Consider the following 12,951-nt stretch of genomic DNA (forward strand, 5'->3'; position numbering starts at 1 on the left):
TTGCTTACGTATTGGCGGAAAATGGTGCGCAATCCATACCTCAGGGATTTCATGTCGATTGATTACGGCACCCAAAGACGGCAAACGGAGGGTTTGACTATCCAACGGCGACTGCATCCAACCATGCCGACGCAATGCCAACAGCTTTAGCCTTAACTGGCCATCAGGTAAGGGGCGCGCCAAGAGCTCAGTAACAACTGCGCGATACAGCGATAACGCTGGGGTTCTGTTGGCGGCGATAAGCTCAGGCGTTGGGATTATGCATTGCAATGCATCGGGCTTGGAAAGCGTGGGATCCTGGAATATTGATTCGACTGTGCAGCCATGCAGTGGCTCATCATGCAGTGGACACAGATCAATGCCCGGCACTTGATGTACTATGTGCCAGTAGGCAATGCCGTAGCGTGCCCGATCCAGTACGCGGCATGTCGCGCAAAACTTCCATAGTGTCGGACGCTTTGTATCGTCTACCATGAAATTCATAGGGATATGGTGATACACAAAGGGCTCTGCCAGGAAGCCTTCGTCGGCTGAATAAACTCCAGGCTGTGTGTGTTTGGCAAGAAATACCAGAGTATGACGCTGCTTGTACGTTTGCTCAGTCATTTCAAGGCCACGCACTAACTGCTCGTAGTAGCGACTCTCCCCTCGAGCGTGATGATGAGATCCTCCATCAACCCCAGTCCTAAAGCTCTTAAGCAGAGCGGAAGGGACGGGCAGTGCATTGGCCGCGAGATGGCGCGTCAGGTGGCCAAGTACAAATTCGTCAGGTAGGGCAGGCACAGTTCTCATACTTGATTAACGGCAAGTTTTGAGAAAAGTTTAGGAATCTGCCTGCAGTTGATCTGTACTGACCCAGACTTAATCCGAAAAACACAGTCAGCCTTGTCAGACAGAAAACGACCCGAAGCAGACTGTCAACGCTACAAGACTCATCTGTTCTCTTGCTTCTCCACCACTCGCTGGACTGATAGAAAAGTCTTGTCCCCGCTTATGCGCACTGTCGGCCAGTCGAAATAAACGGGGTGCTCGTCGAACGCTGACCAACATCGCATCAGGTAATCATCGAACAAAAGGGTTCGGCGTAATCGTTTTGAAATATCGAACGAATCAATGTTGCAAGCGATTTCTTGTCTCACGCTTGGCTCTAAAATGGGAGTGTCTACCAGCATTGCGTCCATGTATGCAAAGGTGGGAGCCCATCGATTACAGTGATAAGAGCCGATGGTGGTAGCGCGAAACGCTATGGGCATATCTCCAACTAGTCCTTGAAGCCCTTCATCAAAGGTGACCCGCTCTGTCGTCTCAATAAGTTTCTTATTGGTTAGCTTGCGGAGAGAATGCTCTACTTGATCGACGACGAAACCGAAGCGTCCCAGCTCTGCGCAGATATCACATGTGGGAAACCTTAACCCCAATAAATTCGAGACCCTGATCCATGGCTTTTTACATGACCAACGGCTGACTTTGACGCTTATGAGCAAGAACGGGAAAACTTATAGCCCCAGAGAGTGGTTTTCAGTGCCCCTTGACACGGCGCGTGATGTCGTGAGGCGAATCATCGACGGCAGCATTGTCCACTACAGAATGGATAACACGACCAACAGATTGGTGAAAAAGGTCATTTCGAGTTAATAGTGAATATGCCTGGCCTGTAAGCGCTCGGATCGAAAGATACCTGATGTGTCCGTGCACGCCGAATGGAATCGCCACAAAAAACAATGCGACCCTAGAGTTCCTGGTCAAGAAGGGCACCGAAACGAGGCGAAAAACCTCGCTCAGCCATTCGAGAACAGTTGCTCAATGCAATTATCGAATTGAATGACGCTATCCTTCGCAAATCAGAGGACTATATTAGAGAGGTTGAGAGTGAGCTGTGCCGTAAAGCATAACTTGGCCTAAAATAAAGCATAAAGTGGCCAATCGTGCAGAAATAACGCATAAAGTGACCAATCGCACATCATGAAATTTTTCTATTTAAAAACATAGGCTTATTGTCTCTTTCGTTCTGATCTACGGTGTACGGCCATGGGCCAAGTGACTCTCGCGCTTCGCGTGATGCCGTGTTCTTCTCTGTATAGGGGATGCCGAAGTGAAAGCGTGGGCGAGCCGAACCGCACGGCAAGATGATCAAGCAATGGGATTTCTTTAGAGAAAAATTCCGAAATGGCTGATGGCCAAGTTCGAAAAATTGTCCTGACGATGTCACCCGACGACAAAGAGCGAGGCTTTCTACAGCGGTCTACGTTCCATGTAAATTTCGCTTCGTGCCGCGTGCCGCCCGAGGTAGCGTTGAGTCACACGATCGATGGTGTCGAAAACCCAATCAGGGGAGTCGGGATGGACGACAACGCGATTACATAGGCGTTTTACGTCAAGAGGTATCAATCGACCCATTTCGTCCCTGTTTTCCGTCGGATCGCAATTTTTATCAATTGCAACCACTCTGACTTCCCGTTCATCCCGGTAGACCCTGGATTTTTGAATGGCGATCCAGTACGGATCATCAGAAACCGTGGGCAAACCCAACCACTCTCTATAGATGACTGGCAATACCTTTATGTCGATGCCTTCCGTAGGCGAGAGACTTCCCTGCAACAGATCAATGGTTGTGACTATGCAAACCGCCCCGTCGCCCTGCCCATACTGCCTCCACATTCCAATGTGTTCATGGTCGAATTGATGCCAACACCATACGTCAATCCATTGGTTGACTCTGTCATAAATTTGGCCGTGATCTAGATCATCTGCTGCGTATACCGGGCCGAATGGAGTGTTTACGGGCTTTATCGTAACCTCATCAACGGCTTTCTTAATCCGCTCCGTCTCGCCACTGACTGATGGCCAATTGGCGTTCATAGCCAAATCCAGAATCTCAGCAGTTCCATCTAACAACCACCGATCATTCGGGTTTAGCTTTCCTTCCATACGATCTCCTTTGTTGCCCTCCGCACCGCGCAATGAAAAAACGCTCGGAAAGTACGCTGTGCCTGTTTCTATAAGTTGTAGAAACTGAGCGAGACCCATATATCGACCAACTTTGGTTTCCCGGGCTAACTCATTGGGATAGGCCTGGATGGGAGGAATACTCTGCATGGTTTGGATCTCCGCTTCTGATTCAGCGCCGAATTTTCGTAGAACTCTAGATGAGCATTAGCTAGCGACGACCCCTGATGGGCGTTAGCAACGGCGTCGACGAGCAGATCACCACTCGTCTTGCGCCTCGCGTGAGAGCCACGTAGAGATGTTGGGCAGTCATGCGCTCGGGTTCAAGAATAACCGCGACATCGGCCTCCAACCCTTTCAGAAGAAGCGTACTTCCAACGGCGCGCCGGCCCAGTGGCCGAGCTAGATGGCGATTTCGCTCGCGGGCCTGAATCGCCGCACCAATGAACCCATCCTTGCCTCCAGCCGCTCTCAGCGCTGAGATACAACAGCGCAGCACTTCGGGTCGATAGACACGTGCTCCGGGTTGGTCCGCGAGAGACTGAAGCAGATCGATTGAGATCGTGTGGCTGGGAGCCGCCATGAACGCCACAGCTGCAGCTTCTGCTGGCGACGCAGGAGTGCGGGCTCGGCCACCTCGTATTGTTTCGACCCTCGTGAGCAAGTGCGCGACTCCAACGCCTGTCATCAATGAAGTCGCGAATTCGGCTATTTGTCGTAGCGCGTTGGGATTTGATAAATCGAGCTGGCGGGCGAACGTCACGAGGTCTTTCAGGTCGACAGCCTCTACCGAAGTGGCACCCGGCGTCTGCATAGTGAGTTGATGGCGACCATTGACATTTATAGAATCACCAATGACAAGAACGCGGCCGTCTTGGTTTGGAGCTTCTATTCGGGCAGCCATCAGTCGTTGCTGTAGCTCCATGCCTTGAGTTAGTTGAACCCACTGGACTCCCGCTGGCGCCCCCCGTAGATCCACGGGTTGGCCAGCCTGCAATGATTCTCGGACTCGAAGCAACCAGGCACCCAGCGCGTCCATGCCCGCGAGTCGCCATCGCCAAGGGATCTGTAGTACGCCAATGGGCGGGAACGCAGCCTCAGCCTCATGCTCCCAGTGAACCAATGGGTCGCGGAAACCGAATATCGCCTGCATCGGGTCACCAAGGACGCACGTGGGCAGTGTCTGCGCGATGGAACAGACGATGGCGTGCTGCGTACTGTTACAGTCCTGATACTCGTCAACCAGCAAGCGAGAATATGTCGATGTTATGGGGTCATTGATGTGTCCGGCTTGTAAAAGACCTTGCACCGCACCTCGAATAGCGGGGTAGTCAGCGTTCGGATTGGCCAATTCGAGAACGCGTGCGTCGATGTTCGAACGCAGCGGGAACTTGCTCACCAGTCGCATTGCAAAGCCGTCGATGGTCGACACCCTGTATGCTGAACTGGGAACGCCACCATGCTGGAGTCTGGTGCGTAGGGCGGCGACTCCAGCGTTGGTATGCGTTAGCACCAAGACCGGCTTGTCGTCGATGTGCTGACGCAGCGCATCCGCGATGAGCTGCGTCTTGCCGCATCCGGCTGGAGCGGTAACTGAACCTAGGCGAGCCTGAAAGATGTCGATTTCAAGCTGCGGCACTCATCCACCTCCAGAGTTGGTTCGTAATTTCGATGAAGCCCGGTTCTGCGTTCGCTATATGAGGACCGACGATATCTTTAGCGATCTCCTGAAAACTGCTCACTGATTTGAACCAGCCGTTCTTGTTGTTACGGGCGGCAAGTCCGAGCAATTCCCTGCTCGCAGGTGTGTAGCCGCTAATCAGCCCTTCGGTCTCTATTTGGTCCAAGGTGACTTGCCCGTTCGATTTCGACTTGATATGCTGGGCCATAAGCTCTCGGCCAACCACTTCTTCCGCCTTATTTAGCAGCGCTTCCACCGCGTCATCGCATGAATGGCGGAATAGCTCGTCCTCGAGTGCCAAGCCGGAGCGCCATGTGAGGTATTGGCCACCGGCGGCGACGAATCTCTCGACCAATCCGACGGTTGAAACAGACTTGTCCGCATCGATGAAGACGAGGACGCGATAGCCCAGTTTGAGAAACGCTTCCCCTCGCATGAAGCATTGGTCAGGGCTTCCTCCGCCTGCGTCTACATACGATCCTCCATGGGCCAGGAACGAAGTCGCTCCACAGTGGACCCACCACTGGTCCATACCGCGAGCGAAGCCGACCTCGCTAGCGCCCTCGCAAACAATAACGGATTTAGATAGAAAGGCTTCCGCTGCCTTGCGCAAGGTGCCTTGGATGCCGTCGTCCGTACCAGCGCATATGGCCGTGTGGATCCCGCCCGGTTCCTGGCGCACAACGAAAATCTGGTTGCCAGCGAGCTCTCTGAGCGTCACCGGTGAATGGGTTGTCATAAAGACTTGCAACGGTTGCGCGGAGTCTTTCGCTCCGAGCGAGTCAAGTAGTCGCATGAGCCGGTGCGGCTCAAGTCCGTATTCGACTTCGTCCACCAGGGCGACAGTGGCGGCCGCTGCTGCAGCTCTTTGCAGCCCCGCAACAAGGAGTCGCCCCGAGCCAGTACCCAACGATCGTAAAGGAATACCTGCTTCGCTGTGAAGCGCGATAGCACCGTCGCCAATCGACACTGAGTGAGCATCAAGTAGCGCTTGAGCACTTGCGCCGATGGCTACACCCAAGTCAGTAGCTGTCTGAGTGACCACTTGAAGAGTCTGGGATAGTTGAGTGCCTGCCTGCGCCCCAAAAGTTGTTCGGGCAGCACGTGCTGCGCCGGCGAGTTCGGAACCAAGGTCCGCGCGCTCGTCCGTCAGTCGGTTCAACACCGAGCCCCTAGTCCAGGAAAGGTTCGCGTTTGCGTAGGTGCCGATTCGGGCCGGTGCTAGAAGACTGCGATCTTTCCAAGCCAGAGTCCGTTCGAGTTGCTCATGAGCGGCGCGGTCGGAGTGGAGTGTCCAACTCGGATCTAGGTCGCCCTTAACTTCGAGCTTCAGCGTCAAAACCGTTTCTATGCCTGTGCGCGGTTCGTCTTCAAGCTGCCTAGTGCGGAGGTCGAATCCGCGGAGAAACTCCCCGTAGGCGTCGAGATTCTTCAGCGCGTCGGGTAATGCGCCGACCGTCACCTGGATCACTATGGTTCGACTAACGTCCAGGCCAAAGAAATCCGTGTCGCCGAAAGAGGTGCTCCTTCGCGCTCCAAGGCATAGGTCGATAGCGTCAAGAATGGTCGACTTGCCGCTGTCACCTGGACCAATGAGACAGTTGATTCCATTGGACGGTGTCCAATCGAAAGTCTGTATGGAGCGAAAATTACGAATTTCAAGGTGACGGATGCGCGTCATGTTTTCTCTTGGTTAGTCCGGCAAATATCCCTATGGAATGCAGCCAAGAGACATGCGGGCATACACGTGCAGAACAAGCGAATTTCCGCGTTTGGTCAGGCAACGCTCAGGCGGGCTATTAAACTTGTTATATTGTAAAAAAATATCACAATTTTGTCTGCTATTTCTCATCACCTGCGTCTTGTACTGCTTTTTATCATCAAAAAGCGATGGACTTCGTTGTGTTTTTATTTTCTTGATGTGCGATTTTGAGTCGCATATACTGTGGTAAATAAATCTATCAAACCGCCAAAGCATAGGCCGTGGCAAGCGTCCAACTTTCAGAAATGACTCAATCGCAGCGTGACCGACTCGCATTCATCGAGTTGCGCCTGCGGTTTATTGGGGAAATCGGTCGACAGGACCTGGTGGAGCGGTTTGGCATTCAGGCCGCAGCCGCGAGGCGCGACTTGAGCCATTACAAAGAGCTCGGCCCTCAGAATCTGGATTACGACACCAAGGGCAAGGTTTATATTCGCGGCGAGTGGTTTCGCCCCGTTTTTGACTTCCCCGCCGAGCGGGTACTGACTTGGCTGTCGCAAGGCTTCGGCGATGGCGAGCCGTCGCGGCTGCGCTCCGTGCTGGCAAGCGATGGCTCCATGCTGCCGACTAATCTGGATCTTGAAATACTGTCCGTATTGACTCGGGCCGTTCACAGAAAGATGGCGGTCGAGATTTCATACCGAGCACTATCAAGCGGCTTGACTACCCGGGAGATCGTCCCGTTCGCTTTTGCTGACAACGGCCAGCGTTGGCATGTTCGGGGTTACGACCGCCGCAGTGGCGGTGCCATGAAATTGTGAGGCAAGACAAAGGGATTTCTATGAGAGAAATTCAGAAAATTGTGCCTGACAACGTATTGTCGTCAATCGAAAGCATCTTTGAAATGCTTCGAGATATCAAACAGGAAATGGGCTTGACCTAGAAAATCTAGCCTACCCAGCTTTTTGATAACAGGCCGGCCGAGTGATGAATTCGGCCGGCCTGTTTGCGTTTCTACCCAAAGCTTTCGCGTATCCCGCCGAGGGGAAATAGGCCCCAATGAGGAAGCGCCGAACTTTCTAATATGGCACAAAATTGCAATAACTCATAATATGGCCGAACGTGAAAAAACCCATAAAGCGACCAGATGGCCACTTTATGGGTTACGTCACATGAGCGTAATCTCGATCCAGCCATTTCTCCTGCCCCAGGTCCCGCCAAACCGAATCTGACCCTTGTTAAGGGCAAGAAAGATACTTAATGGTGTACTTTTAAGCCGCCTCCAGCGCGAGCGCCTATTCTGCAAGGATATTCTGATCCAAATTGCATTATGCCCTTATTTATTGCAGCAACGATAAGACGCCAATTGGAATCTGATTCGCCTGCGCTAGCACTGCGTTTCCAGCTTGCTGTAAAATTTGCGTGCGAGTCATATTCGAGATTTCAGCCGCGTAATCTGTATCCTGGATGCGCGATTGAGCGGCCGCCAAGATTGCCGTGTCCTGTGCCAAGCCCTCGGCTATGGACTCAAGCCGGTTTTGTGTGGCGCCCAGATAGGTGCGATATTGGTCGACTTGCTTTAATGCCAGGTCGACCTGTTCCAGAATGTCCGGCTCCATGAGTTCGATCGTATTCTTTTGAGGGCCGCTCAGGTAGAAATATTCATCCCTGGCGCCAGTAGATAGGACGTAGTTCCCATTCCATTCCAGATAGTTGACAAAATTGCCATCTTTGTCCCAGCCAAGCTGGGCATTGTCAATTACTTGAGCATCCAGCATAAAACCTGTATCCGGATCGCGAACGTTGGCCTGACGATACGCGTTGTTGATGCGAAACGATGCAGTTCCCGTATCGGGATCAAAATCCATGTTCGCAGCTCCGGCGCCTCGATAATAGTACGTCGAGCCTACCTTCACTGCGTACGCGTTCGGGCGCGGCGTACCATCATCGAGGTTAAGCACTTGATGGAAGGTGATTGAGCCTGGGGCCAAGCCGTAGTATGCCTCGGATTCTTCAGGCGAGAGATCGCCCACGCCACTGACCGTGACCCCTTTAAATGCCACTTTCCAGGTGCCGGCGTAGGCTCCACTATCAATGGTTATCTCATCCAATGGATCGCTAAGCGGCGGCGTAAAGGAATCAAGGCCAAGTAGGTCGGTGTTCATTGGCCAAAGCGAAATAGGCAACGAGCCATCCGCAGCACTGGAGACCTGCACGCTTATTTGTTTGCCCACATCCATGAGCTTGGTTGCACCAAAATTTGTATTTTGCCCGATGCGGTTGATTTCATCGTGCAGTTGGTCGATCTCCGTCTGAATAGAAGTTCGGTCACTGGTGCTGAGCGTACCGTTTCGTTTCTGCACAGCCAACTCGCGCATGCGCTGCAGGATGCTGTTGATATCACTCACTGCGCTTTCTGTCGTGGCAACCAGGCTCATGGCGTCGGCCACGTTTCGTTGGGCCTGGTTATCACCACGCAGCCTGCTCTCCATGCGATTGGCTATCGCCTGTCCGGCGGCATCGTCCGCAGCTGAGTTGATCCGCAACCCAGAAGAGAGCCGTTCAACGGACTTCGCCAAGGCCGATTGCGACTTCCCCAATCCCTGCTGGGTGTTTAACGAAGGAATATTGGTGAAAATCCGCATGGCATCGTCGAGAGGTAAAAGTGCTGGTTTCTGGACCGAAAGTAATGAGTCCAGTCTTGTTTACGACATGAATCTGGATTTTTTTAGGCGATCCACGTCCGAACCGCCTCCAGCTCCACCTCCGCCTCCAGCACGCGCAAACCGCTTTGTTAGATCCTAAAGCCTGGGGCGAAAACTTGATTTTTCTTAAATATCACAGTTTTTGCAAAATCATTAAACGAAATTAAAGCAAATTTTCGACGAAATTAGAAGTAAATTAGGAGAAATAGAAAGATTTTATCAATCGACGGACTTTATTCCCTTCCGACAGACTTTATTTCTTCTTTTCAAATAAAACGAGCCGTCAACCCCTTATTCCACCGTCACACTCTTGGCCAAATTCCGAGGCTTATCCACATCCGTCCCCCGTGCTACCGCCGTATGATACGACAGCAATTGCAGCGGAATGGTATGCAAAATCGGCGACAATTTGCCGTAATGCTCCGGCATATGAATCAGATGCATGCCTTCGCTGGCCTTGATTTTTGAATCACTATCGGCAAACACATACAACTCGCCGCCGCGTGCGCTCACTTCCTGCATATTGGATTTGAGTTTTTCCAGCAATTCATCGTTCGGTGCAATGGTGACCACGGGCATCTGTTCCGTGACCAGTGCCAGCGGACCGTGCTTGAGTTCCCCGGCCGGGTAGGCTTCGGCGTGGATGTAGCTGATTTCCTTGAGCTTGAGTGCGCCTTCCATGGCAATCGGGTAGTGCATGCCGCGACCCAGGAACAGGGCATTTTCCTTGCTGGTAAAGCGGTCTGCCCAGGCCATGATTTGCGGCTCCAGTGCAAGCACCGCGCCAATGGCGGTGGGCAGGTGGCGCAATTGTTTGATGTACTCGCTCTCCTGTGCCTCAGTCAGTCGGCCTTTGGCTTTGGCGACCGTCAGGGTCAGCAGGAACAGGCCCACCAACTGGGTGGTAAAGGCTTTGGTGGAGGCCACGCCGATTTCCACACCCGCGTGGGTAATGAAATTGAGTTTGCATTCCCGTACCATCGCACTGGTTTGCACGTTGCAGATGGTCAGGGTATTTTCCATGCCCAGTGAGCGCGCGTGTTTCAGGGCCGCCAGCGTGTCGGCGGTCTCACCGGATTGGGAAATGGTGATGACCAGCGATTTGGGATTGGGTACGCTGTCGCGATAGCGGTATTCGCTGGCAATTTCGACGTTGACCGCGATTTTTGCGATGGATTCGAGCCAGTATTTGGCGGTCAGGCCGGCGTAGTAGCTGGTGCCGCAAGCCAGGATCAGGATACTGTCAATCTCTTTGAAAATGCCCACAGCGCCATCGCCGAACAATTCGGGTTCGATGGATTCAATGCCGTCAATGGTATCGCCGACAGCGCGGGGCTGTTCGAAGATTTCTTTTTGCATATAGTGGCGATAGGGGCCCAGTTCTGCTGCGCCGGTATGCGCGTGTACGATATTGACCTTGCGCTCCACGGCCTTGCCCTGGGCATCGACGATCCATACTTTTTGCAGCTGCAGGTCGACCACGTCGCCATCTTCAAGATAGATGATTTTATCGGTGGTGCCGGCTAGTGCCAGTGCATCAGAGGCCAGGAAGTTTTCGTTTTCACCGCGGCCGACAATCAGTGGAGAGCCGTGACGCGCGCCGACGACCCGGTGGGGCTCGTCGCGGCAGAAGACGGCAATGGCGTAGGCGCCAGTCAGGCGGCGCACGGTTTGCTGTACTGTCTCGAACAGATCGCCGTTGTAGAGGTGGTCGATCAGGTGTGCAATGACTTCGGTGTCGGTCTGGCTCTCGAAAACGTAGCCATGGCCTTTGAGTTCTTCCCGCAGTTCGTCGTGATTTTCGATAATGCCGTTGTGAACCAGGGCGATCCGGGGTTTGCCGTTGGCCGGGCCGGAAAAATGCGGGTGTGCATTGCGTGTGGCAGGTACACCGTGTGTTGCCCAGCGGGTATGGGCGATGCCCGTGAAGCCGCTGATGTGATCCTGTTTGATCTGGTCGTCAAGTTCTGCCACGCGTTGTGTGCTGCGGGTACGGCGCAGTTCGCCGTCCATGTGTACTGCGACACCACAAGAATCGTACCCTCGGTACTCGAGTCGTTTCAGGCCTTCTACCAGAATGGGTGTGATGTCCCGTTGCGCGACTGCGCCAACAATTCCGCACATGGATATGCTCCGTTTTTTGAAAAGGAAAAGCGTATTGTGCGCCTGAAGTTGAGAAATTAAATTTCTATTTAATCAATAATATGAAATATTCAATCATCTATATACAGTAACGATATAATATTTCAAATAGGATAAAATATGAAATTATATTTCATTACAGAACAGTAATAAAGTGTGAAACTGTGGCTCCTGCGCAGCACGTGACAGTATGGTTTCGAGTAGAAAAAATGAAAGAATCAGGGAAGTGGCATGATGCTGGATGATCTGGATAAACGCATTCTCAAACAGTTGCAAAATGATAGCAGCCTGACCAATCAGGCTCTGTCCGAAAAAGTGCACGCGTCGGCGCCTACGTGTCTCAGGCGGGTGCGTCAATTGCAGGAACAGGGGGTGATCCAGAAGACGGTGGCGATTGTCGATCCGACGCTGGTGGCCAGTACCCTGACCGCGATTGTTGAAGTGACGCTGGATATACAAACGGCCGAAGCCTACCAGGCTTTTGAGACGGCGCTAACAGACGAGCCGTGCATTTTGCAGGCGTACCGCGTCTCCAGCGGGCCCGACTTTGTCCTGATTGTGCAGGTTCGGGATATGCCTGCTTATCATGCGCTTGTACATCGTTTTTTTACCGCGCAACAAAATGTGCGGAACGTTCGCAGTTTCTTTTCAGTTCATCGCAGCAAGTTCGAAACGCAGGTCGCGATTGATTAGCCGGGTTGTTTCGTCAGGGCATTAAATTGCTGCAGGTAGCGCTCGCTCATGCGTTCTATATTGTGCTGATCCTGCACATAGTCCCACGCCTTCTGCACGCGGAGCTGTGCCTGCTCGGGGTGGTCCAGTACTTGGTTCAGGGCGTCGGCCATCGCCTGGTCATCACCAACATCGCATAGATAACCCCGTTCGTCATCAAGCAGCTCTGCCAGGCCGCCTGCATTGGTGGAAACGACGGGGATGCGTTGCAAAAAAGCGTCCAGTACACTGCTGCCCAGCGCTTCTTCGCGACTGGCCATCACAAAGATATCAAAGAGGCTGTAGAGGTCTTCGATATTCTGGCGAAAGCCCGCCAGTTGGTAAACCTGTTGCAGCCCCTTGTCCTGTATCAGCCTGCGGGCTTCATCAGAGCAGTCGCCTTCGGCGCCAAAGTGCAGGAAGATAAAGTCCTGGCGTATGACATGCAGGCGGGCGATGGCACGAATCAATGTCAGAGGATCTTTGACCGATACAAGCGCGGCGCTGGTGGCCAGTATTTTCTTGCCGCCGACGGCAAATTCGTTACGCACCTGCTGCGCATGCGCGGTATTGATATGCGCTGCTTCAATGGCGCTGGGAATCAATACGGGCTGGATGCCAAGCCTGCGTGGTTCGGCAGCCGCCATGCGGCTGATGGCAACAAACAGGTCGACCTGACGCCATTTACGCAAGGTGCGCCACTGGCGCTCGGCGGAGACCGGCAGGGACGTGCGCCGGGTGAATATCAGTTGCGCGGAACCGAAAAAAGGTCGTGTCAGTGCCGCCCAGGTGAGGGAGCCTGCCGTTTGAACATGAACAATGTCAAAATCGCGCGCGTGTCGCAACAGGTAGAGCGCCTGTTCAAACGGGCGATGCCGGGTCGCCACTTCAAAGTTTTCGTTCGCCGCGGCCTGCGCCAGCGCCTGATCTTCGCGCGCCAGCAGGGTCACGTCATGTCCGGCCTGGCGAAAGGCCCGCATGCAATAAAGCGTCTGGCGTTCGCCGCCGCGCCAGCCTTTCTCGAAATTGACCTGCAGGATTTTCATGATGAATGTGATCGTGCC

At 53.2% G+C, this 12,951-nt stretch carries 9 protein-coding genes; 3 read left to right on the top strand and 6 right to left on the bottom strand.

Translation table 11 applies throughout. The features are described from left to right. The first annotated feature begins 1,398 nt into the window (after positions 1 to 1,398). Positions 1,399 to 1,635, top strand: coding sequence for a GIY-YIG nuclease family protein (locus W822_RS46785; protein ID WP_216593291.1), 237 nt, complete (start codon positions 1,399 to 1,401; stop codon positions 1,633 to 1,635). Between the two features lie 597 nt (positions 1,636 to 2,232). Here W822_RS46785 and W822_RS32855 read toward each other — a convergent pair. From W822_RS32855 to W822_RS32865, 3 genes are all read right to left on the bottom strand, one after another. Beyond that, positions 2,233 to 3,096 carry a DUF2971 domain-containing protein gene (locus tag W822_RS32855; RefSeq protein WP_024004861.1) on the bottom strand — a complete coding sequence of 288 codons (864 nt, stop codon included), beginning with the start codon at positions 3,094 to 3,096 and terminating at the stop codon, positions 2,233 to 2,235. A gap of 61 nt (positions 3,097 to 3,157) precedes the next feature. Beyond that, a complete protein-coding gene (locus tag W822_RS32860) occupies positions 3,158 to 4,585 on the bottom strand; it encodes a UvrD-helicase domain-containing protein (protein ID WP_024004862.1) in 1,428 nt (475 codons plus the stop codon). After that, positions 4,572 to 6,308 (bottom strand): ATP-dependent nuclease, encoded by a 1,737-nt coding sequence (locus tag W822_RS32865; RefSeq protein ID WP_024004863.1) that lies wholly within the window; start codon positions 6,306 to 6,308, stop codon positions 4,572 to 4,574. Before W822_RS32865 ends, W822_RS32860 begins: the two co-directional genes overlap by 14 nt. Before the next feature lie 302 nt (positions 6,309 to 6,610). Between W822_RS32865 and W822_RS32870 the strand changes: the two genes are divergently transcribed. After that, complete coding sequence (locus W822_RS32870) at positions 6,611 to 7,150, top strand: BrxR family helix-turn-helix transcriptional regulator (RefSeq protein ID WP_024004864.1); 540 nt, start codon at positions 6,611 to 6,613, stop codon at positions 7,148 to 7,150. Between the two features lie 519 nt (positions 7,151 to 7,669). Here the strand turns inward: W822_RS32870 and W822_RS32875 are convergent. Together W822_RS32875 and glmS are read right to left on the bottom strand one after the other, a co-directional pair. Next, entirely contained in the window at positions 7,670 to 8,974 is a 1,305-nt protein-coding gene (locus W822_RS32875; protein ID WP_031242545.1) for a flagellin N-terminal helical domain-containing protein, read from the bottom strand. Positions 8,975 to 9,325: 351 nt separating this feature from the next. After that, on the bottom strand, positions 9,326 to 11,158 hold the full coding sequence (glmS, locus tag W822_RS32880) for a glutamine--fructose-6-phosphate transaminase (isomerizing) (RefSeq protein WP_024004867.1): 1,833 nt from the start codon (positions 11,156 to 11,158) through the stop codon (positions 9,326 to 9,328). Between the two features lie 249 nt (positions 11,159 to 11,407). On the opposite strand from glmS, the gene W822_RS32885 reads away from it, so the two are divergent. Next, a complete protein-coding gene (locus tag W822_RS32885; protein WP_031242546.1) occupies positions 11,408 to 11,869 on the top strand; it encodes an Lrp/AsnC family transcriptional regulator in 462 nt (153 codons plus the stop codon). On the opposite strand, the gene W822_RS32890 is transcribed toward W822_RS32885, so the two are convergent. Then, positions 11,866 to 12,933 carry a glycosyltransferase family 4 protein gene (locus W822_RS32890; RefSeq protein WP_024004869.1) on the bottom strand — a complete coding sequence of 356 codons (1,068 nt, stop codon included), beginning with the start codon at positions 12,931 to 12,933 and terminating at the stop codon, positions 11,866 to 11,868. The two genes, W822_RS32885 and W822_RS32890, sit on opposite strands and share 4 nt — an antisense overlap. Positions 12,934 to 12,951: the final 18 nt, after the last annotated feature.

The organism is Advenella kashmirensis W13003 (assembly GCF_000506985.1).
GTDB lineage: Bacteria > Pseudomonadota > Gammaproteobacteria > Burkholderiales > Burkholderiaceae_B > Advenella > Advenella kashmirensis_A.

Bases quoted from the DNA above. Each gene is read 5' to 3' on its own strand.
- W822_RS32855 (WP_024004861.1), bottom strand. From the start codon at position 3,096: ATGCAGAGTATTCCTCCCATCCAGGCCTATCCCAATGAGTTAGCCCGG.
- W822_RS32865 (WP_024004863.1), bottom strand. From the start codon at position 6,308: ATGACGCGCATCCGTCACCTTGAAATTCGTAATTTTCGCTCCATACAG.
- W822_RS32875 (WP_031242545.1), bottom strand. From the start codon at position 8,974: ATGCGGATTTTCACCAATATTCCTTCGTTAAACACCCAGCAGGGATTG.
- glmS (WP_024004867.1), bottom strand. From the start codon at position 11,158: ATGTGCGGAATTGTTGGCGCAGTCGCGCAACGGGACATCACACCCATT.
- W822_RS32885 (WP_031242546.1), top strand. From the start codon at position 11,408: ATGATGCTGGATGATCTGGATAAACGCATTCTCAAACAGTTGCAAAAT.
- W822_RS32890 (WP_024004869.1), bottom strand. From the start codon at position 12,933: ATGAAAATCCTGCAGGTCAATTTCGAGAAAGGCTGGCGCGGCGGCGAA.